Source organism: Streptomyces sp. NPDC028298, from assembly GCF_055565895.1.
Genome location: NZ_JBVHTL010000010.1, coordinates 230,916 through 252,060 on the forward strand (window position 1 = coordinate 230,916; position 21,145 = coordinate 252,060).

Annotated in this window: 19 protein-coding genes; 5 read left to right on the top strand and 14 right to left on the bottom strand. The window is 70.9% G+C overall.

What is annotated here, in order from left to right; all coding sequences use genetic code 11:
- Positions 1 to 14 precede the first annotated feature (14 nt).
- Positions 15 to 1,877: a lectin gene (locus tag ACZ4TO_RS35740; RefSeq protein ID WP_468026368.1), complete on the top strand. Its 1,863-nt coding sequence runs from the start codon at positions 15 to 17 to the stop codon at positions 1,875 to 1,877.
- Positions 1,878 to 1,934: 57 nt separating this feature from the next.
- Here ACZ4TO_RS35740 and cimA read toward each other — a convergent pair whose 3' ends face one another.
- From cimA to ureA, 5 genes are all read right to left on the bottom strand, one after another.
- On the bottom strand, positions 1,935 to 3,539 hold the full coding sequence (gene cimA / locus ACZ4TO_RS35745; protein ID WP_382790953.1) for a citramalate synthase: 1,605 nt from the start codon (positions 3,537 to 3,539) through the stop codon (positions 1,935 to 1,937).
- Between the two features lie 327 nt (positions 3,540 to 3,866).
- Positions 3,867 to 4,457, bottom strand: a complete 591-nt coding sequence (locus tag ACZ4TO_RS35750) for a TetR/AcrR family transcriptional regulator (RefSeq protein ID WP_382790956.1) — start codon at positions 4,455 to 4,457, stop codon at positions 3,867 to 3,869.
- Between the two features lie 15 nt (positions 4,458 to 4,472).
- Positions 4,473 to 5,510, bottom strand: a complete 1,038-nt coding sequence (locus ACZ4TO_RS35755) for an agmatine deiminase family protein (protein ID WP_382790958.1) — start codon at positions 5,508 to 5,510, stop codon at positions 4,473 to 4,475.
- Between the two features lie 26 nt (positions 5,511 to 5,536).
- Positions 5,537 to 7,246: an urease subunit alpha gene (locus ACZ4TO_RS35760; RefSeq protein WP_385049456.1), complete on the bottom strand. Its 1,710-nt coding sequence runs from the start codon at positions 7,244 to 7,246 to the stop codon at positions 5,537 to 5,539.
- A complete protein-coding gene (ureA, locus tag ACZ4TO_RS35765) occupies positions 7,243 to 7,947 on the bottom strand; it encodes an urease subunit gamma (RefSeq protein WP_468026369.1) in 705 nt (234 codons plus the stop codon). The genes ACZ4TO_RS35760 and ureA overlap by 4 nt, the downstream gene beginning before the upstream one ends.
- A gap of 166 nt (positions 7,948 to 8,113) precedes the next feature.
- Between ureA and ACZ4TO_RS35770 the strand changes: the two genes are divergently transcribed.
- Entirely contained in the window at positions 8,114 to 9,547 is a 1,434-nt protein-coding gene (locus tag ACZ4TO_RS35770; RefSeq protein ID WP_382790967.1) for a cytosine permease, read from the top strand.
- Here ACZ4TO_RS35770 and ACZ4TO_RS35775 read toward each other — a convergent pair.
- The 5 genes from ACZ4TO_RS35775 to ACZ4TO_RS35795 form a co-directional block, all read right to left on the bottom strand.
- Positions 9,494 to 10,726 (bottom strand): KamA family radical SAM protein, encoded by a 1,233-nt coding sequence (locus tag ACZ4TO_RS35775; protein WP_468026370.1) that lies wholly within the window; start codon positions 10,724 to 10,726, stop codon positions 9,494 to 9,496. The two genes, ACZ4TO_RS35770 and ACZ4TO_RS35775, sit on opposite strands and share 54 nt — an antisense overlap.
- 138 nt (positions 10,727 to 10,864) lie before the next feature.
- A complete protein-coding gene (locus tag ACZ4TO_RS35780) occupies positions 10,865 to 11,338 on the bottom strand; it encodes a hypothetical protein (protein WP_468026371.1) in 474 nt (157 codons plus the stop codon).
- Positions 11,335 to 11,934 carry a hypothetical protein gene (locus ACZ4TO_RS35785; RefSeq protein WP_468026372.1) on the bottom strand — a complete coding sequence of 200 codons (600 nt, stop codon included), beginning with the start codon at positions 11,932 to 11,934 and terminating at the stop codon, positions 11,335 to 11,337. Before ACZ4TO_RS35785 ends, ACZ4TO_RS35780 begins: the two co-directional genes overlap by 4 nt.
- A 156-nt stretch (positions 11,935 to 12,090) precedes the next feature.
- Positions 12,091 to 13,179, bottom strand: coding sequence for a branched-chain amino acid aminotransferase (locus ACZ4TO_RS35790; protein WP_382790974.1), 1,089 nt, complete (start codon positions 13,177 to 13,179; stop codon positions 12,091 to 12,093).
- 287 nt (positions 13,180 to 13,466) lie between these two features.
- A complete protein-coding gene (locus ACZ4TO_RS35795; RefSeq protein ID WP_382790977.1) occupies positions 13,467 to 14,510 on the bottom strand; it encodes a 3-isopropylmalate dehydrogenase in 1,044 nt (347 codons plus the stop codon).
- Between the two features lie 243 nt (positions 14,511 to 14,753).
- Here ACZ4TO_RS35795 and ACZ4TO_RS35800 point away from each other — a divergent pair, with 243 nt between their 5' ends.
- Positions 14,754 to 16,355 carry a purple acid phosphatase family protein gene (locus ACZ4TO_RS35800; RefSeq protein WP_468026373.1) on the top strand — a complete coding sequence of 534 codons (1,602 nt, stop codon included), beginning with the start codon at positions 14,754 to 14,756 and terminating at the stop codon, positions 16,353 to 16,355.
- 99 nt (positions 16,356 to 16,454) lie between these two features.
- Here the strand turns inward: ACZ4TO_RS35800 and ACZ4TO_RS35805 are convergent, their stop codons facing one another.
- On the bottom strand, positions 16,455 to 16,586 hold the full coding sequence (locus ACZ4TO_RS35805) for a hypothetical protein (protein ID WP_103550476.1): 132 nt from the start codon (positions 16,584 to 16,586) through the stop codon (positions 16,455 to 16,457).
- 415 nt (positions 16,587 to 17,001) lie between these two features.
- Between ACZ4TO_RS35805 and ACZ4TO_RS35810 the strand changes: the two genes are divergently transcribed.
- Positions 17,002 to 17,907 carry an alpha/beta fold hydrolase gene (locus ACZ4TO_RS35810; protein ID WP_385049441.1) on the top strand — a complete coding sequence of 302 codons (906 nt, stop codon included), beginning with the start codon at positions 17,002 to 17,004 and terminating at the stop codon, positions 17,905 to 17,907.
- A 51-nt stretch (positions 17,908 to 17,958) separates the two neighbouring features.
- A complete protein-coding gene (locus ACZ4TO_RS35815; RefSeq protein WP_382790986.1) occupies positions 17,959 to 18,165 on the top strand; it encodes a DUF5988 family protein in 207 nt (68 codons plus the stop codon).
- A gap of 173 nt (positions 18,166 to 18,338) precedes the next feature.
- Here ACZ4TO_RS35815 and pruA read toward each other — a convergent pair whose 3' ends face one another.
- Genes pruA through ACZ4TO_RS35830 form a run of 3 tightly spaced genes read right to left on the bottom strand, consistent with a single transcriptional unit; the run spans position 18,339 to position 21,068 of the window.
- A complete protein-coding gene (gene pruA / locus ACZ4TO_RS35820; protein ID WP_382790989.1) occupies positions 18,339 to 19,970 on the bottom strand; it encodes an L-glutamate gamma-semialdehyde dehydrogenase in 1,632 nt (543 codons plus the stop codon).
- 39 nt (positions 19,971 to 20,009) lie between these two features.
- Complete coding sequence (locus ACZ4TO_RS35825) at positions 20,010 to 20,138, bottom strand: hypothetical protein (protein ID WP_385049438.1); 129 nt, start codon at positions 20,136 to 20,138, stop codon at positions 20,010 to 20,012.
- A gap of 3 nt (positions 20,139 to 20,141) precedes the next feature.
- Positions 20,142 to 21,068 (bottom strand): proline dehydrogenase family protein, encoded by a 927-nt coding sequence (locus ACZ4TO_RS35830; protein WP_385049435.1) that lies wholly within the window; start codon positions 21,066 to 21,068, stop codon positions 20,142 to 20,144.
- Positions 21,069 to 21,145: the final 77 nt, after the last annotated feature.

Sequence of the window (21,145 nt, forward strand, 5' to 3'; positions counted from 1 at the left end):
AAGGGCGGCGCTCCATGAGGAGATCCACTCGGGCGGCCCGGCTGATCGTCGCCGGGCTGCTCGCCACCGCGGGATTCACGGCGGCCGCGCCCGCGCACGCCGCGGGCGAACAGGTCACCGCCTATCTGACGACGACGGACGACGACGGCGGACGGCACGTCGTGCGCGGGCTCCAGGCGCAGGCGCCGTTCGCCTTCCAGTCGGGCAGCGGCGGCAGCGGCGAGAACATCACCGTCGACGAGAACACCCGGTACCAGACCTTCACCGGCGGCGGCGCGTCCTTCACGGACACCGCGGCCTGGCTGATGAACAGCAGCGGCGCGCTGTCGCAGAGCACCCGTGACGCGACGATGCGCAAGCTCTTCTCCCCCACGGACGGGATCGGGCTGTCCTTCCTGCGCAACCCGATGGGCGCCTCGGACCTCGCGCGCTACGGATACACCTACGACGACGTGCCGGCCGGACAGAGCGACGCGAACCTGGCGCAGTTCTCCATCGCGCACGACCTGGCCGACGTGGTGCCGCTCACGAAGCAGGCGCTCCAGCTCAACCCCTCGCTGACGGTGATGGCCTCGCCGTGGACGGCGCCGGCCTGGATGAAGGACAGCGGGTCGCTGAACGGCGGCTGGCTGAAGGCGGAGGACTACGGCGCGTACGCCTCGTACTTCGTGAAGTACCTCCAGGCCTACCGGGACCAGGGCGTCCCCGTCTCGTACGTCACCGCGCAGAACGAGCCGACCTGCTGCTCGGGCTACCCCTCGATGAGCTGGAACGCCTCGGGGCTCGCCTACTTCACCAAGAGCGAGCTGCTGCCCAAGCTCCAGGCCGCCGGGCTGTCCACGAAGGTGCTCGCCCACGACTGGAACTGGGACGTGTACGACTCCTACGCCGCCCAGACCGTCGACGACGCGGCGGTCCGCTCGCATCCGAACTTCGGCGGGATCGCCTGGCACGGGTACGGCGGCGACATCGCCAAGCAGACGTCCGTGCACAACCAGTACCCGGGTCTCGACGCCTTCGGGACCGAGCACTCGGGTGGCACCTGGATCGCCAACCAGCAGCGCGAGGACATGCTCAACATCGTCGACTACACCCGCAACTGGGCGAAGTCGGTGACCAAGTGGTCGCTCGCCGTGGACCAGAACAAGGGCCCGCACAACGGGGGGTGCGGCACCTGCACCGGGCTGATCACCGTGCACAACGGGGACGGCGCGAGCGGGACCGTCGACTACACGGTCGAGTACTACACGATGGGCCATCTGACGAAGTTCGTCCGGCCGGGGGCGCAGCGGATCGCCTCCACCGCCTCCTCGGCCGTCCCGAACGTCGCCTGGCGCAACCCGGACGGTTCCAAGGCGCTGATCGCCTACAACGACGCCTCCGCGGCGAAGACGGTCACCGTCAACTGGGGCGGTCAGCACGCGACCTACTCGCTGCCCGGCAAGACGTCCGCGACCTTCACCTGGTCCGGCACGCAGTCGGGCGGGGGCAGCTCGTCCGGAGCGTTCGTCGGGCTGGCCGGCAAGTGCCTCGACGTGGCGGGCGCATCGAGCGCCAACGGGACCGCGGTGCAGCTCTACGACTGCAACGGCAGCGCCGCGCAGTCCTGGACGGTGGGGGCCGACGGTTCGGTGCGCGCGCTCGGCAAGTGCCTCGACGTCACCTCGGGGTCGACGTCCGACGGCGCCAAGGTCCAGCTCTACGACTGCAACGGCTCGGGCGCCCAGCGGTGGTCGTACAACTCCTCGACGGGTGACGTGGTCGGCACGGCGGCGAACAAGTGCCTCGACGTGACGGACAACTCGTCGGCGAACGGGGCGCGGGCGCAGATCTGGTCGTGCACCGGGGCCGCCAACCAGAAGTGGCAGCTGCGGTAGCGCGGTCCGTGTCCCGTCCCTGCCGGGGACGGGACACGGACTCCCGCCGGGTGGCCGCTACAGGGCCGGCTCGACCCCGGCCCGCAGCAGGCCGTAGGTGTACGCGTCCTCCAGGGCCTGCCAGGACGCGGCGATGACGTTCTCCGCCACGCCGACCGTGGACCACTCCCCCGCGCCGTCGGACGTGGAGATGAGCACCCGGGTCGTGGACTGCGTGCCGTGCTTGCCCTCCAGGATGCGGACCTTGTAGTCGACCAGCTCCAGCTTGGCGAGCTGCGGGTAGAGCGTCTCCAGGGCCACGCGCAGGGCGCGGTCCAGGGCGTTGACGGGGCCGTTGCCCTCGGCGGTGGCGACGATGCGCTCGCCCTTGGCGAAGAGCTTGACGGTGGCCTCGTTGGCGTGGCTGCCGTCGGGGCGGTCCTCGACGATGGCCCGCCAGGACTCGACCTCGAAGTAGGTGCGCTTGCGGCCCTCGGCCTCCTCGCGGAGCAGGAGCTCGAAGGACGCGTCGGCGGCCTCGTACGTGTAGCCCTGGAGCTCGCGCTCCTTGACGCGTTCCACGACCCGGGCGACCAGTTCGCGGTCGTCGCCGAGGTCGACGCCGAGCTCCTTGCCCTTGAGCTCGATGGAGGCGCGCCCGGCCATGTCGGAGACCAGCATCCGCATGGTGTTGCCGACCTGCTCGGGGTCGATGTGCTGGTACAGGTCCGGGTCGACCTTGATCGCCGAGGCGTGCAGGCCGGCCTTGTGCGCGAACGCCGACACGCCCACGTAGGGCTGGTGGGTGGAGGGGGTCAGGTTCACGACCTCGGCGATCGCGTGCGAGATCCGCGTCATCTCGCGGAGCGCGCCCTCGGGGAGCACCTTCTTGCCGTACTTGAGCTCCAGGGCCGCCACCACGGGGAACAGGTTGGAGTTGCCGACCCGCTCGCCGTAGCCGTTGGCCGTGCACTGCACGTGGGTGGCGCCCGCGTCGACGGCGGCCAGGGTGTTGGCGACCGCGCAGCCGGTGTCGTCCTGGGCGTGGATGCCGAGCCGCGCGCCGGTGTCCGCGAGGACGGTGGAGACCACGGCCTGCACCTGCGCCGGGAGCATGCCGCCGTTGGTGTCGCACAGCACGACCACGTCGGCGCCGGCCTCGTGCGCGGCCCGCACCACGGACTTCGCGTAGGCGGGGTTGGCGCGGTAGCCGTCGAAGAAGTGCTCGCAGTCCACGAAGACCCGGCGGCCCTGCGCGACAAGGTGGGAGACGGTGTCGCGGACCATCTCCAGGTTCTCCTCCAGCGTGGTGCGCAGCGCCAGTTCCACATGCCGGTCGTGGGACTTGGCGACCAGCGTGATCACCGGGGCACCCGAGTCCAGGAGTGCCTTGACCTGGGGGTCCTCCGAGGCCTTGCCGCCGGCCCTGCGGGTCGCTCCGAAGGCCACGAGCTTGGCGTGCCGGAAGTCGATCTCCTGGGCGGCGCGGGCGAAGAACTCGGTGTCGCGGGGGTTGGCGCCGGGCCAGCCGCCCTCGATGAAGCCCACCCCGAAGTCGTCCAGGTGCCGCGCGATGGCCAGCTTGTCCGCCACGGTGAGGTTGATGCCCTCGCGCTGCGCGCCGTCGCGCAGCGTCGTGTCGAAGACGTGGAAGGAATCGTCGACTTCGCTGGTTTCCGTCATGGTCTCAAGGCTCCTGTATTGAAACTCGGTCTACCGGAATGACCGGCTCCACCGTCCCCCAATGATCCCTCGCGCTGCGCTCCCGGCTGAAGGTGGGCCAGAAATGCGAAAAACCCCTCGCGGGTGCGAGAGGTCTGCGCGCGGGTCGAGGACGACGGTGTCCGCCCGTACCTGGTCGTACGTGGCGGTCACTGCGGACCGGCGCGCCTGCTGCCAATAATCATGGCGAACGAGAGCACGGGGGCAGTCTGGCACATACCGCCCCCGTGGTCACACGGTGTCTCAGGATGCGAGCACTGGGCTACATGATCGGCGGACGCCGGCCGCTCAGGCCAGCGCGTCGTCGAGGAACTCCCGCACGTGGGACAGGACCTGCTCGCGGCTGGTGCCGCGCAGGCCGATCGCCACATGGATGGAGAAGCCGTCCAGCAGGGCGCGCAGCCGGGCGCCGAAGCGGTCCGCGTCGAGGGGGCGGAACTCCCCGCGCGAGACGCCCTCGGCGAGCAGCGCGACGAGGTCCCGGTGCCAGGCGCCCTCGATGGCGGCCTGCCGTTCGCGGGCGTCGTCGTCCGCGTTCTGGGAGTGGTTCCAGACCTCCAGCCACAGGGTCCAGTGCGGGTCCCGGTGGCCGTCGGGGACGTACAGGTCGACATAGGCGTCCAGGCGCTCGCGGGCGGTGCCGCGCGCGGCGAGCAGCCGGCCGCGCTCGGTGCCGAGTCGGCCCTCGCTCCACTCCAGGGTGCGCAGCAGCAGCTCGTCCTTGGAGCGGAAGTAGTAGAGGAGATGGCCGCTGCTCATGCCGACCTCACGGCCGAGCGCCGCCATGGTGAGTTTCTCCAGACCGCGTTCGGCGATCATCTCCATGGCGGCGGCGAGGACCTCCTCGCGCGGTGGCGCGTTCTTCCGCGCACCGGCCATCCGTGACTCCCGTTGTCAGACCTTCGGCTGCTGCTGGGTGATGCAGTGGATGCCACCGCCACCCGCGAAGATCGTACGTGCGTCCACCAGCGTCACGGTCCGCTCGGGGAAGAGCCGGCGGAAGATGCCCGCCGCGGTCTCGTCGCGCGGGTCGTCGAAGCCGCACAGGACGACGCCGTCGTTGCAGAGGTAGTGGTTGATGTACGAGTAGTCGGCCCAGTGGCCGTCGGCCTCCAGGACGGTCGGGGCGGGGACCTCGACGACCTCGATGGCGCGGCCGCGCGCGTCGGTCTGGGCCCTGAGCAGCCCGATGACCTCCCGGCTGACCTCGTGGTCGGGGTGGGCGGGGTCCTGCTGGGAGTGGGCGACGATCACGCCGGGCCGGGCGAAGGCGGCGACGATGTCGACGTGGCCGAGGGTGCCGAAGCCGTACGGGGGGTAGTCGCCGGTGAGGCCGCGCGGCAGCCAGATGGCCTTCTCGGTGCCGAGCTGGGCGTGGATCTCCGCCTCGACCTGTTCGCGGCTCCAGCCGGGGTTGCGCTCGGGGCCGAGCTGCACGGTCTCGGTGAGCAGTACGGTGCCCTCGCCGTCGACGTGGATCGCGCCGCCCTCGTTGACGAGCCGGGAGGCGTACGTCTTCGCGCCGGCCAGTCCGGCGACCTGGGCGCCGATCTTGGAGTCGTGCTCCCAGCGGGCCCAGTCCTGGGCCCCCCAGCCGTTGAACGTCCAGTCCACGGCGGCGAGTCCGCCCCGGCCGTCGGTGAGGAAGGTGGGGCCGATGTCGCGCATCCAGGCGTCGTCGAGTTCCCGCTCGACGATGTCGATGCCGGGGCCGAGGAGTTCGGCGGCCGCCGCGGTCTGGTCCGGGCCGCACACGACGGTGACGGGTTCGAAGCGGCGGACCGTGCGGGCCACCTCCGCCCAGGCGGCGCGGGAGGCGGCCAGGTCCTCGGGGCTGTCGAAGGTGGGGTTGGGGCCCGGCCACGCCATCCAGGTGCGCTCGTGCGGGGTCCACTCGGCGGGCATGCGGAAGCCGTCGGCGGCAGCAGACATGGGGGGTTCCTTACGGGCTGTGTCCATCAGAGGAAGTACAGGCGGTTGAGGGAGACCGCGTCGGCGGGGTCGGAGCGCAGGGGTTCGCCGTCGAGGGTGACGAGGCCGGTGCGCCCGTCCACGTCGACCGCTCCGGTACGGGAGTTGAGGCGCAGGTCGGCGGGGCCGATGCCGCGGGTGCCGCGGACCGCGACGCGGCGGCGGCGGGTGGGCATGGTGTCGTTGCCCTGGTCGAGGGCGGCCTGGGCGACGAAGGCCACGGAGATCTCGGCGGGGGTCGCGCCGTGCGCCCCGAACTGCGGTCCGAGGACGAGGGGTTCGCAGGTGTCGGTGGCGGCGTTCGGGTCGCCGACGACTCCGTAGGCGGGGAAGCCGGCCTTCAGGACGAGCTGCGGTTTGGCGCCGAAGTACTCGGGGCGCCACAGCACGATGTCGGCGAGCTTGCCGGTCTCGATGGAGCCGACCTCGTGGGCGAGGCCGTGCGCGATGGCGGGGTTGATGGTCAGTTTGGCCATGTAGCGCAGGACGCGTTCGTTGTCGTGGTCCTCGGGGGCGCCGAACTGGGCCTTCATCTTGCCGGCCATGGCGAAGGTGCGGCGCACGGTCTCGCCGGCGCGGCCCATGCCCTGCGCGTCCGAGGAGGTGATGCCGATGGCGCCCAGGTCGTGCAGGACGTCCTCGGCGCCCATGGTCCCGGCGCGGATGCGGTCGCGGGCCATGGCGGCGTCGCCGGGCAGGTCGGTCTTCAGGTCGTGGACGGAGACGATCATGCCGTAGTGCTCGGCGACCGCGTCCCGGCCGAAGGGCAGGGTCGGGTTGGTGGAGGACCCGATGACGTTCGGGACGCCTGCCATCTTCAGCACGTTCGGGACGTGGCCGCCGCCGCAGCCCTCGATGTGGAAGGCGTGGATGGTGCGGCCTTCGAGCACCCTGAGGGTGTCCTCGACCGACAGGCACTCGTTCAACCCGTCGCTGTGCAGGGCCACTTGGACGTCGTGCTCTTCGGCGACCCGCAGGGCCGTGTCCAGCGCCCGGGTGTGCGCGCCCATGTCCTCGTGGACCTTGAAGCCGCTGGCGCCGCCCTCGGCGAGCGCCTCGATCAGCGGGGCGTCGTGGGAGGACGAACCCCGGCCCAGGAAGCCGATGTTGACCGGCCAGGCGTCGAAGGCGGAGAACGCGTGACCCAGCGCCCAGGGCGAGTTGACGCCGACGCCCCACACCGGGCCGAACTCCTGGCCGATGATCGTGGTGACGCCGGAGGCGAGCGAGGCCTCCATGATGCGCGGGGACAGCAGGTGGACGTGCGTGTCGACGGCGCCTGCGGTGGCGATGAGCCCCTCGCCGGAGACGATGGACGTGCCGGTGCCGACGACGACGTCGACGCCGTCGAGCGTGTCGGGGTTGCCGGCCCGCCCGATCGAGCAGATCCGGCCCTCGCGGATGCCGATGGACACCTTGCGGATGCCCTGGACGGCGTCGATCACCACGACGTTGCTGATGACGACGTCGCAGGTGTCCCGGACGGCGGCGGCCTTCAGGTGCAGTCCGTCGCGGGCGGTCTTGCCGAATCCGGCGAGGAACTCGTCGCCGGGGAGCTGGGCGTCGGACTCGACACGGACGGTCAGCCCCGAGTCGCCGAGCCGGACCCGGTCGCCGGCGCGGGGGCCGTGGGTGGCGGCGTACTCGTAGGGGGTGAGGCGGCGCGCCTCGGCGGGGTGTCCTCCGGGGCGGCTCATCGCCCGGCCTCCTTCGCGCGGGTGTCCGGTACGCCGAGGTAGCCGCAGGCGGCGGCGCGGCGCAGGGCCTCTTCCCTGGCTCCGGACGCGTCCAGCGGTCCGTCGACCAGACCGGCGAAGCCGATGGCGACGCGTGCTCCGCCGATGGGCAGGAGCCCGACCTCGGCGCTCTCCCCCGGGCCGAAGCGGACGGAGGAGCCGGCGGGCACGGCCAGCCGCATGCCGTAGGCGGCCGGGCGGTCGAAGTCGAGCCGGGGGTTGGCCTCGAAGAAGTGGAAGTGGGAGGTGACGGAGACGGGGACCGTGGCCGTGTTCGTCACGGTCAGGTGGACGACGGCCTCCGGCTCGGCGTGGTCGGGGCCCGGCAGCAGGGCTCCGGGGGCCCGCTCGCCGAGGCCGCCGCCGATGGGGTCGCCGACCACCGCGAGACGCGAGCCGTCGTCGAAGACGGCCTCGACGTGCACCTCGGTCACGATGTCCGCGACGCCGGGCAGGACGTCGTCCGGGCCGAGGACGGACCGGGCCGCCTCGACGGCCTCGGCCAGCCGTCCTCCGTCACGGGCGACCTCGCAGACGGTGTCCGCGATGAGCGCGGTGGCCTCGGGCACGTTGAGCCTGAGGCCGCGCGCCCGGCGGGCCCGGGCCAGCTCGGCGGCCGAGAACAGCAGCAGTCGGTCACGTTCCGTGGGGGTCAGTCTCACGCCGCGACACCTCCTCGCCTTCCTCCGTTTAGAGCATCACTCTAAACGTCGGATTCATGGAAGGGAAACATTGACGGATAAGCATCGGAGGCGCCACATTGAGCGTCGCTCAAACTCACGTGATGCTGCCCGCACCACGCCGGGCGGCCGTCAAAGGAGACCAGCCATGCCGATCGAACAGCGCGGAGTCGACACGATCCCGGACGAGGAACGCACCAGCGGGCCGCGCGACCTCGTGTCGATCCTGCTCGGTTCCAACCTCTGCCTCGGGGTGATCATCTTCGGCTGGCTGCCGCCCTCGTTCGGGCTCGACTGGTGGTCCTCCGTGAGCTCGATCGTGGCAGGCACCGTCGTCGGCACCGCGCTCACCGCGCCGCTCGCCCTGGTCTCGCTGCGGACCGGCACCAACCTCTCCACCTCCTCCGGCGCGCAGTTCGGCGTGCGCGGACGGCTGGTCGGCTCGGTCGTGGGCCTGCTCCTCGCCCTCGGCTACACCGCGCTGACCGTGTGGATCGGCGGTGACGTCATGATCGGCGTCCTCGGCCGCCTCTTCGGTCTCCCGGCGAACGGGGTCTCGTACGCCGTGGTCTACGCGGTGCTCGCCGCCGCCACCGTCGCGGGCGCCGTCTACGGCTACAAGGTGCTGCTCGCCATGTCCCGCGCCCTCGCGATCGGCATGTCGGCCCTACTGGTGGTCGGCGTGATCGCGTACGCCCCGCACTTCACCACCGCGGCGCTCCCGGAGGCCGGCGGCTATCTGCTCGGCTCCTTCTGGCCCACCTGGCTGCTCGCGGCCGTCGCCGCCGGTCTGTCGGGCCCGATCGCCTTCATCACGCTGCTGGGCGACTACACCCGCTACATCTCGCCCGAGCGCCACTCCTCCCGCACGGTCCTGCACGGCACCTGGCTCGGGCTGATCGCCGGTCTGCTGGTGCCCCAGCTGTTCGGCACGTTCACGGCGTACGGGGCCCGCGCGGCCCTCGACTACGCGGGGCCGCTGGTCTCCGCGTCCCCCGGCTGGTACCTGATCCCGCTGCTGCTGGCGGCCTCCGCGGGCTCGGTGGGCAACGCCGGTCTGATGCTCTACTCGATGGGCCTGGACCTCGACGCGATCCTGCCCCGCGCCTCACGCGCCCGCGCCACCTGCGCGGTCGCCGTCGTCGCCATGCTCTGCGTGTTCGTCGGTCACTACGCCTGGAACGCCCAGTCCGCGATGACGTCCTTCGTCCTGCTGCTGACCGCGATCGGCACCCCGTGGGCGGTCATCACCCTGATCGGCTTCGTCCGCTGCCGCGGGATCTACGACGCCGACGCCCTCCAGGTCTTCAACCGCCGTTCGCGCGGCGGCGTCTACTGGTACCGGGCCGGCTGGAACGTCCGGGCCACGGCGGCCTGGGCGCTGGGCGCCGTGGTCGGCCTCCTGGCCGTGTCCCTGCCGTCCTACGAGGGCCCGCTGCTGTCCCTGACGGGCGGAGTGGACTGCAGCTTCATCCTCTCCGGCCTGGTCGGCGGCCTCACCTACCTGGCCCTGACGGCGCGTTCCGCCTCACCCCGGCCCGAGCCCGTCCAGGAACCGGTCGGCGCCGAAAGCGGGCTTTAGGTCGGTCCACCAGGTGGCGCGCTCGTCGAACGCGGCGAAGAACGGGCGCCCCACCAGGTCCGGATCGCGGGCCTGGATGAGGTGGAGCACGAAGACCTTCTCACCGGCCACCTCCGCCGGCCCGTCCACACAGACCTTGCCCGGCATCGCCGACATCACCGGGCCGCGCACGGTCCGCGCCAGGCCGGACACCTGGGCGTAGGCGTCGCGGAAGATCTCGTGACAGCGGGCCAGCGGCACCCCGAAGTAGCCCTGCGGGCCGGTGTCCCGCTCCACGAACTGGTAGTAGGGCACCGCCCCCAGCGCCGTCGTCTCGTTCCACAGCTCGGCCCACGCCCCGGCGCTGTCGTTGATCCCCCTGACGAGGGGACCCTGGCAGCGGATCACGGCCCCCGTGTCGCGCACCCGGCGCATCGCCGCCCGCACGGCCGGGGGCCGCAGCTCCTGGGGATGCGTGAAGTGGGCCATCAGCGCGAGGTTCCGGCCGCTCGCCACCACCTTCTCCAGCAGCCTCAGCAGGTCGTCGGCGTCGCGGTCGGTGAGGAAACGGTACGGCCAGAAGGCGAGCGACTTGGTGCCGATGCGGATCGAGCGGACCGTGTCGATCTCCAGCAGCGGTTCGACGTACCGGCGCAGCACCTCGGTGCTCATCACCATCGGATCGCCGCCCGTGATCAGGGCGCTGGTGACCTCCGGGTGGGCGCGCAGATAGGCCGACGTGGCGGCGATGTCGTCGGTGGCGATCCGCAGCTCGGACTCGCCGACGAACTGGGGCCAGCGGAAGCAGTACGTGCAGTAGGCGTGGCAGGTCTGGCCCTGGCGCGGGAAGATCAGCACCGTCTCCGGGTACTTGTGCTGGAGACCGGTCAGGCGGACGCCCTCGTGCACGGGGACGTTGGCGTCGAGCTGTCCTGAGGGGTGCGGATTGAGCTTCATCCGGATCTCGTGGGCCGCGCGCAGCACCTCGGCCTTCGGGGCCTCGTGGCGGAGCAGGTCCGCCATCTGCTTGAGGTCGGGCTCGGGCAGCATCTCGGCCTGGGGGAACGTCAGCCGGAAGACCGGGTCGTCGGGCACGGCCGACCAGTCGATCAGCTCGTCGACCACGTAGCTGTTCGTACGGAACGGCAGGACGGCCGCCACGGCCCGCAGCGCGAGCCGTTCGTCGGGCGACAGCGCCACGCGCCGGAGGAGGCCGTCGAGGTCGCGCGGGGTGAAGGCGCGAAAGCGGGGGCTCGTGCCGGGGGAGCCTGTGCTCGCGTGCGGAGCCGGGTGGAGCGCTGAGCACATGGGTGACCGGGGCCTCTGTTCCTGTTCCCGCTAGTCGGCGATGAAGCCCTGCGGCCTCAGTTCGACGAAGGCCGTAGACGACGCATCGTACTTCTCCGTGAAGTGCTGGAGCAGTAAGGCGTGCAGCTCGCTTTCGTCGTCGACCACGACGAGTTCGTGTGCGCCGGGGGCGCTCAAGGCATCGCTGTGCGCCGACAGTTGGTCCAGCCGGTGGCGCGCCATGTACGACACGAGGTCGTGCCCCGCGACGTACAGGGCGTCGTCCACGTAGACGAAACGGCAGCTGAACACCCTGCGGCCGTCGGTCGCGTCGACCAGGGTCACCGGCAGATGGGTGAACCGCTCCATGGGCTTGCCCTGCTGCCACAGTTCGTCGAACCGCTGCTCGACGAAGGTGCCGAGCGGGGACCGGACCGCCACCTCGAGCTGGACGCCTTCACCGGAGAGCCGGCCGACGGTGAGGAAGGAGACGAGGGAGCGGTCGTCCCAGCGGTAGAGGGTCACGCCCGGGGAGGTGGAGCACAGCCGCACTTCGAGGAGGTGACGCAGTCCTCGTCGAGCCGCAGCGCGAAGCGGTCCAGGGTGCGCAGGTTGCGCATGATGTCGCGGCGGATGTCGGCGCTCTGCTCGCCCAGTTCACGGCCGCGCAGGATGACCGCCAGCGAGTCCGGGTCCAGGAGCAGGATCTGGACCCGGGCGCCGTGCGCGGTGGCCGCCTTGATGCCGCGGAAGAGCCGTTCGGAGAACTGCGGGCCGAAGACGCTGGAGAAGGTGTCGAGGACCTTGACGTTCGAGGTCGCGCCGTAGACCTGGGCGCTGAACCATTCGTAGTCCAGCCGGGTGTGCTCGCGGACCCGGCCCTCCTGCGCTCGGCTGATCAGCGGGCCGATCACGAACACGGTGACGACGACGCCGACGATGTCGGTGCCCAGGTTCAGGGTGAGGTTCTCCCCGTAGTTGTCCATCCGCCTGCTGCTCCAGAGCAGCAGGGCGGCGACGGCGGCGAGCAGGCCGAGGACGGTGAGGCTCTGCGGCCGGCGCGGCGTGCGCAGGGTGCGCAGCAGCCAGCTCGGCCGTGACAGCGGCGACCTTGCCCTCACCTGCGCTCCCTCCGTGACCGTGCGGGCGCACCGGAGGACACGCTCCCCCCGTGGACTGTGTGGATACCCGTGTCGCCGGGGCGCTACGCGTCGGACCAACAGCCGGTCCCCGCAACCCTGTTGGGAAGGCGGGGACCGGACGAAGGAGTGCGGGGATCAGGCCAGCGGGTGCATCCAGCCGTGGGTGTCCTCCGTGATGCCGCGCTGGATGTCGAGCAGGGCCTCGCGGAGGCGGAGGGTGACCTTGCCGGGCTCGCCGCCGGACTGGCGCCACTCGATGCCGTCGCGCTTGACCGTGCCGACGGGGGTGATGACGGCGGCGGTGCCGCAGGCGAAGACCTCGGTGAGGGTGCCGTTCTCGGCGTCGGTCTGCCACTGGTCGATGGAGACGCGGCCCTCCTCGGCGGTGTAGCCGAGGTCGCGGGCGACGGTCAGCAGGGAGTCGCGGGTGACGCCCTCCAGGATCGAGCCGGTGAGGGACGGGGTGACGATCCGGTCGCCGTACACGAAGTACAGGTTCATGCCGCCGAGCTCCTCGATCCACTTGTGCTCGACCGCGTCGAGGTAGCAGACCTGGTCGCAGCCCTTGGCGGCGGCCTCCTTCTGGGCGAGGAGCGAGGCCGCGTAGTTGCCGCCCGTCTTCGCGTCGCCCATGCCGCCGGGGACGGCGCGGACGCGGTCCTCGGAGAGCCAGATCGACACCGGCTTCACGCCGCCCGCGAAGTAGGCGCCGGCGGGCGAGGCGATGACGAGGAAGAGGTACTCGTTGGCGGGCTTCACACCGAGACCGACCTCGGTCGCGATCATGAACGGACGCAGGTAGAGGGACTCCTCGCCGCCGTGCGCGGGAACCCAGTCGCGGTCCTGGCGGACGAGCGCGTCACAGGCCTCGATGAAGGTGTCCACGGGAAGCTCGGGCATGCCGAGCCGGCGCGCGGAGGCCTGGAAACGCTTGGCGTTCTTGTCGGGGCGGAAGGTCGCGACGGAGCCGTCGGGCCGGCGGTAGGCCTTGAGGCCCTCGAAGATCTCCTGCGCGTAGTGCAGGGTCATGTTCGCCGGGTCGAGGGAGAGCGGTCCGTACGGGACGAGCTGGCCGTCGTGCCAGCCGCGGCCCTCGGTCCACTTGATGGTCACCATGTGATCGGTGAAGTGGCGGCCGAACCCCGGGTTGGCCAGAATCGCCTCGCGCTCGGCGGCGGCGAGCGGACTGGCGGAGGGCTTGAGCTCGATCGTGGGCTGCGTCATGAGTGGTTTTGTCCTTCACCGGTTGTATGTGACGGGCCGCGCTCACATCCGAACCGTCCGTGGCCAGTGCTAGGACGTCCGAGCATTCCCTCGTTCCGCGGCTCCGCCTCGATTATCGCGCGCGGAGGACCGTGGACGAAACGGTGTGAATACGGCCCGGGGAATGCCCCGGGAGCACCCCGGGGACGACCCAGGGGTCGATGGTGGCACCCGGCGAGGGCACAGCGAAAGCCGCCGGGTGCGGATGCGACCCGGCGGCTGCTACGGAACGTAGTCGGTGCGCCGGGTCAGCCGGCTACTCGCAGGGCGAGCGCGTCGCCGATCTCCTCGGTGCTGCGGGCGGGCTTGCCGACGCGCTCGGCGAGGTCGGCGGAGACGGCCTCCTCGATCCGGGCGGCCTCGGTCTCGTAGCCGAGGTGGCGCAGGAGCAGGGCGACGGACAGCACGGTGGCGCTGGGGTCGGCCTTGCCCTGGCCCGCGATGTCGGGCGCCGAGCCGTGCACGGGCTCGAACATCGAGGGGAACTCGCCGCTGGGGTTGATGTTGCCGGAGGCGGCGACGCCGATACCGCCGGAGACGGCCGCGGCCAGGTCGGTGATGATGTCGCCGAAGAGGTTGTCGGTGACGATCACGTCGAAGCGCTCGGGCTGGGTGACGAGGAAGATCGTCGCCGCGTCCACGTGGATGTAGTCGGTGGTGACCTCGGGGAACTCCTCGGCCACCTTGTTGAAGATGTTCGTCCACAGGTGGCCCGCGAAGGTCAGCACGTTGTTCTTGTGGACCAGCGTGAGCTTCTTGCGCGGGCGGGCCTGCGCACGGGCGAAGGCGTCACGGACGACCCGCTCGACGCCGAAGGCCGTGTTGACGGAGACCTCGGTGGCGACCTCGTGCTCGGTGCCCTTGCGGATCGTGCCGCCGTTGCCGGTGTACGGGCCCTCGGTGCCCTCGCGGACCACGACGAAGTCGATCTCCGGCTGGCCCGCCAGCGGGGTGGCGACACCCGGAAGGAGCTTCGACGGACGCAGGTTGACGTGGTGATCGAAGGCGAAGCGGAGCTTGAGCAGGAAGCCGCGCTCCAGGACACCGGACGGGACCGAGGGGTCGCCGATCGCGCCGAGCAGGATGGCGTCGTGCCCCTTCAGGGCGTCGAGGTCGGCGTCGGTGAGGGTCTCACCGGTGGCGTGGTAGCGCCGGGCGCCGAAGTCGAACTCCTTGGTCTCCAGCTTCACGTCCTGCGGGAGGACGGCGGAGAGGACTTTGAGCCCCTGGGCCACGACTTCCTGGCCGATGCCGTCACCGGGGATCACTGCGAGATCGATGCTGCGAGACATGACGGCACCGTACTCCTTGTCCCATGGAATGACACGCGATGTCCGGCATACGGACAGACGGGTGTCGCGGCACGTCCATGCCTCGGCACGGGCGGAGGCACGGCGCACCCCGCACTTCGACGCCGGCGAACGCGCGACCCGCCCCGCAGTCCGACGCGGGTGGAGGCGCGCAACGTCTACGCTTCGACCCACGTTCACTCGTATGTATGAACGCCGTTGGCGCAGGGTGGGAACTTTCCAGACATGACCGCTCCCTCCCCGGGGACCTCCCCCGAGTCCCCCGTCCCCGATGTCGGCATCCCGTACGAGCTCGCGCGCGACATGAGCATGGCCGAGCAGTACGAGTACCTGAGGACGAGGCTCACGCGGCGCCGGGCCCTCGTCGCGGCGAGCGCCTTCGCGGGCGGCGGGCTGCTGGCCGGCTGCGCCCAGGGCACCACGTCGCCCGCCCGGTCGGCGTCCGGCTCCTCGCCGCATCCCGCCACCAGCAGGGTTCCCGGCTCCGCCGTCACGCCGTTCGGCCGCCACCTCGCCTTCGGCGCGGACCCGAAGACCCAGATGCGGATCTCCTGGCAGGTGCCGTTCGCGGTCAGGAAGCCCTTCATCCGGGTGGGCTCGACGCCCTGGGGGCTGAGCCGCAGGATCGAGGCCGAGGTCCGCCATCTGCACACCCCGGGCCTCACCGGGCAGCGCGCCGCCCTGGACCAGTACTACCTGCACGCGGCGCTCGACGGACTGCGCCCCGGGACGACGTACTACTACGGGGTCGGCCACGAGGGCTTCGATCCGGCGAGCAAGGAGCGGCGCCCCACGATCGGCCGCTTCCGCACGGCGCCCGCGCACCCCGAGAAGTTCGTCTTCACCGCTTTCGGCGACCAGGGCGTCACCCCCGACGCGCTGGCCAACGACAAGGTGCTCCTGGGCCGCGGTCCCGCCTTCCATCTGCACGCGGGCGACATCTGCTACGCGGACGGGGTCGGGCTCGGCCAGAAGTCGGACATCTACGACCCGGCGGCCTGGGACCTGTTCCTCAGGCAGACCGAGACGGTCGCGAAGACCGTGCCGTGGATGGTGACGACCGGCAACCACGACATGGAGGCCTGGTACTCGCCGAACGGCTACGGCGGCCAGTCGGCACGCTGGGCGCTCCCCTCCAACGGCTTCGACCCCCGGAACGCGCCGGGCGCCTACTCGTTCGTGTACGGCAACGTCGGCATCGTGGCGCTGGACGCCAACGACGTGTCGTACGAGATCCCCGCCAACAAGGGCTACTCGGACGGCAGACAGACCGCCTGGCTCGACAAGCGGCTCGGCGAGCTGCGCGAGCAGGTCGACTTCGTCGTGGTGTTCTTCCACCACTGCGCCTACTCGACGTCGACACACGCCTCCGACGGCGGGGTGCGCGACGCCTGGGTGCCGCTGTTCGCCAAGCACCAGGTGGACCTGGTGATCAACGGGCACAACCACGTGTACGAGCGCACCGACGCCATCAAGGGCGGCAAGGTGGGCAGGCGGGTGCCGGTGGGCGCCTCGACCGATCCGACCCGGGACGGGATCGTGTACGTGACGGCGGGCGGCGCGGGCAAGAGCCTCTACCGCTTCCCCACCGGGGTGGAGGACAGCTTCGAGGGCAAGGTCACGCGCCACGAGGCCGTGGAGACCTTCCACTGGACGAAGTCGAAGCAGCAGAAGGCGGACACCGTGGACTGGTCACGGGTGCGGTACACCGGCTTCTCGTTCCTGTCGGTGGAGGCGCAGGCGGGCCCCTCGCCCCGGCTCACGGTGTCGGCGCTGGCCCAGAGCGGTGAGCGCATCGACCACTTCGAGGTGCGGCGCGGGACCTGACGGCACGGCGGCCGGGACGGCACGTCGAGGTGCGGCGCGGGGCAGGACCCCGCGCCGCACCTCTGCGGGTGCGGCTCCCGGTCGAGAGGGCGGCGGGCCTCAGTGGCCCGTCGCTCCGCCGTTGTCCCTGCGGTCGAGGGCGCGCTGGAGGGCGGCGGCGGCGTTCTTGCGGTCGGACTCGCTGCTCGTGCGGGAGAGGTGACGGACTCGGCGGACGGTCGTCTCGGCCATGATGAATCGACTCCTTGCCTCCGGCGTCACGCCCACACGGGCGGCCGGAAGTGCGATGAGGGATTTACGAGACGCCGGAAGGGGCGGGGAGCGGTGCCGCAGGGGTTGCCTGCCAAGGGCTCCGGCTCACGACCGCCATTCGCTTGGTCGAGCGAGACGTTCGGCTTCTTCCAAGCTAGGCGAGGACGGAGCATCTGTCTCCACAATTACTCGGACTTCCTACTATCTGAGACGGCGGGTTACGTCACACCGCTCCGACCTGCGACGACGACCCGCACGGCGGCACCGCCCCGGGTGCGGCCGGACGGCGTACCCGAGATGACCTAACCTCCAAAAACTCCTTGACCGGTTAGAGCCAGTCGTGCTGAACTGACCTCACCACCGAAGAGGCTTTCAGGGGTTAGGGGATCCGATCATGCGCAGTCACCCGGTCCACCACCGCGTCGTCACCGTCGCCGGCCACCGCATCGCCTACCGCGAGGCGGGTCCCGCGGACGCTCCCGCCCTGCTCCTGCTGCACGGCTTCCCGTCCAGCTCGCACATGTTCCGGGACCTGCTGCCGCTGCTCTCCGACCGCTACCGCCTGATCGCCCCCGACCACCTCGGCTTCGGGCGCTCGGACGCCCCGGCGGCGGACGACTTCCCGTACTCCTTCGACCGACTGGCCGAGATCACCGGGGAGTTCACCGAGCGGCTCGGCCTGGAGGAGTACGCGCTCTACATCCAGGACTACGGCGCCCCCATCGGCCTGCGCCTGGCGCTCGCGCACCCCGAGCGGGTGACCGCGATCATCACGCAGAACGGCAACGCCTACGAGGAGGGGCTGGGCGCGGACGCCTGGGCGCCGGTGCTGGCGCTGATCGAGAAGCGCACCCCCGAGACGGAGGCGCCGGTCCGGGCGATCAGCGGCCCGGACGGGATCCGGTGGCAGTACCTGACCGGTGTCCAGGACCCGACCCTGGTGAGCCCCGACGCCTACGAGCACGACGCCGCCCTCATGGCCCGCCCCGGCCAGCCGGAGATCCAGCTCGACCTGATCTCCGACTACGGTTCCAACTTCGCGCTCTACCCGGCGTTCCAGGAGTACTTCCGCACCAGCCGGGTCCCGCTCCTGGCGGTCTGGGGCGGCCACGACGAGATCTTCGTCCCGGAGGGCGCCCTCGCCTTCCGCCGCGACCTCCCGGCCGCCGAGATCCATCTGCTCCCGACGGGACACTTCGCCCTGGAGACCCACGCGGCACAGATCGCGTCCCTCGTCCGGGACTTCCTCGGCCGGCAGGTGACGGCCGGCGACCGGCAGCCGGATCACCCGCACGACTGATCCTCGGCCGGGCATGCCGCATCGGGCCCCGGCAGAGGGAACGGTCACGGCATGAGCGACACGACGAAAGCACTGCTCGAGGGCGGCCCGGACGACCTGCCCGAACGGATCGTCCCCGCCCCGGACCCCGGATCGGACGTGAAGATCGCGCTGCGCGGTGGATACGAGCACTTCAGGGCGACCCCGCGGCACGCGGACTCGCCGGAGGGCCGGCTGCCCGTGTACGAGTGGTGGGAGCGGACGGAGCTGCCCGGATAGCTCCGGGGCGGGGGCGGCGGATCACCGGGCCGCCGCCGGCCCGGCCTCGCCGGGCCCCCGCCCGCCGCTCCGGGAACTGGAACCGCCCCCGCTCCACGGACGGGGGAGACCGTGAGGCGGGGGCGGAGTCAAGGGCGGCCGGCCCGGGGGGGGGCGGTGGCCGCGTTCGGCTGTCAGCCCATGTGCGGGTAGCCGTAGTCGGTCGGCGGGACCAGCGTCTCCTTGATGGCGCGGGTCAGCGTCCAGCGCATCAGGTTCTGCGGGGCGCCCGCCTTGTCGTTGGTGCCGGAGGCACGGCCGCCGCCGAAGGGCTGCTGGCCGACGACGGCGCCGGTCGACTTGTCGTTGATGTAGAAGTTGCCCGCCGCGTAGCGGAGCTTGTCCATCGTGTACGCGGCCGCCGCGCGGTCGCTCGAGATGACCGCGCCGGTGAGCGCGTAGTCGGACGCCGACTCCATCTGGGTCAGCATCTCGTCGTACTTGTCGTCCTCGTAGACGTGCACGGCGAGGAAGGGGCCGAAGTACTCGGTCGTGAAGACCTCGTTCTCCGGGTCCGAGCACTCGACGACGGTCGGGCGCACGAAGTAGCCGACGGAGTCGTCGTACGTGCCGCCCGCGACGATCGTGCAGGTCGGGTCGGCCTTCGCACGGTCGATGGCCGCCTTGTTCTTGGCGAAGGAACGCTCGTCGATGACCGCGCCGATGAAGTTCGACAGGTCGGTGACGTCACCCATGGTCAGTCCGTCGACCTCGGCCGCGAACTCCTCCTTGAAACCGGAGTTCCAGATGGAGGCCGGGACGTAGGCGCGGGAGCTCGCCGAGCACTTCTGGCCCTGGTACTCGAAGGAGCCGCGGGTCAGGGCGGTCTTGAGGACCGCGCGGTCGGCCGACGGGTGGGCGACGACGAAGTCCTTGCCGCCGGTCTCGCCGACCAGACGCGGGTAGGCGCGGTACTTCTCGATGTTGTTGCCGACCGTCTTCCACAGGTACTGGAAGGTCTTGGTCGAGCCGGTGAAGTGGATGCCGGCGAGGTCGCGGTGCTCCAGGGCGACCTTGGAGACCTCGATGCCGTCACCGGTGACGAGGTTGATGACGCCCTTGGGCAGGCCCGCCTCCTCCAGGAGCTGCATCAGCAGCACGGCGGCGTGGGTCTGCGTCGGGGACGGCTTCCAGACGACGACGTTGCCCATGAGCGCCGGAGCGGTGGGCAGGTTGCCGGCGATCGCGGTGAAGTTGAAGGGCGTGATCGCGTAGACGAAGCCCTCCAGCGGGCGGTGGTCCATGCGGTTCCACACGCCCGGGGAGTTCGCCGGGGGCTGCTCGGCCAGGATCTGCCGGGCGTAGTGGACGTTGAAGCGCCAGAAGTCGACGAGCTCGCAGGGGGTGTCGATCTCGGCCTGCTGGGCGGTCTTCGACTGGCCGAGCATGGTGGAGGCGGCCAGCGTCTCGCGCCAGGGACCGGCCAGCAGCTCGGCGGCGCGCAGGATGATCGCGGCGCGGTCGTCGAAGGACATCGCGCGCCAGGCGGGAGCGGCGGCGAGGGCCGCGTCCACGGCGTCCTGCGCGTCCTGCTGCGTGGCGTTGGCGTAGGTGCCGATGCGCGCCTTGTGGTTGTGCGGCTGCACGACGTCGAAACGGTCGCCGCCGCCCATCCGCTTCTCCCCGCCGATGGTCATCGGCAGGTCGATCGGGTTCTCGGCCAGCTCCTTGAGCCTGGCCTCCAGGCGAGCACGCTCGGGCGAGCCGGGGGCGTAGCCGTGCACCGGCTCGTTGACGGGGGTGGGGACCTGGGTCACAGCGTCCATTTTTTCCGTAACTCCTTGAGTCGAGCGGGTGGTTCGGTCTCAGCCCTTGGTGAGGATCGAGCGGGCGAAGAAGAGCAGGTTGGCCGGCTTCTCCGCGAGGCGGCGCATGCTGCGCCTTCCCGGGGGACAACCCCCGGACCCCCGGCCGATGGTTCGTGTGGCCGTCATCTGTCAGCCCTTGGTGAGGATCGAGCGGGCGAAGAAGAGCAGGTTGGCCGGCTTCTCCGCGAGGCGGCGCATGAAGTAGCCGTACCAGTCGGTGCCGTACGCGGTGTAGACGCGCATGCGGTGGCCCTCGGCGGCGAGCCGCACGTGCTCGTCGCTGCGGATGCCGTAGAGCATCTGGAACTCGTACTCGTCCAGTTTGCGCCCGGCCGTCCGCGCGAGCTCCTGCGCGATCGAGATGAGGCGCGGGTCGTGGGACCCGATCATCGGGTAGCCCTCGCCCTCCATCAGGATCTTCAGGATGCGGACGTACGCCTTGTCGGTCTCCGCCTTCTGCTGGTAGGCGACCTCGGCGGGCTCCTTGTAGGCGCCCTTCACCAGACGGACGCGGCTGCCGCTCTCGGCGAGGCGGCGGGCGTCGGCCTCGGTGCGGAACAGGTAGGCCTGGATCACACAGCCGGTCTGCGGGAAGTCCTTCCGCAGCTCCTCGTGGATCGCGAACATCGAGTCGAGGGTGGTGTGGTCCTCGGCGTCCAGCGTGACGGTGGTGCCGATGGCGGCGGCGGCCTCGACGACCGGGCGGACGTTGGCGAGGGCCAGCTCGTGCCCGCCCTCCAGCGCCTGGCCGAACATCGACAGCTTGACGGACATCTCGGCCTTCGTGCCGAGGCCGAGCTCCTCGAGGCGGCCGATCAGCTCCAGGTACGCGTCACGGGCGGCGTACGACTGCTCGGGGGTCGTGATGTCCTCGCCGACGACGTCCATCGTGACCTCGAGGCCCTTGCCCGTGAGGTCCTTGATGATCGGGAGGACCTGGTCGACGGTCTCGCCGGGGATGAAGCGGTCGACGACCGGCTTGGTCACCGGGGCGGCCGAGATCAGACGGCGCATCTTGTCGCTGCGCGAGGCGGCGAGAATCACGGGACCCAGCACGGGGCACCTCCACAACGAAGTCAGCAGGTGGCCGAATCCCGACGATTCGGGTACGGCACGGAGAACCACCGTGAAAC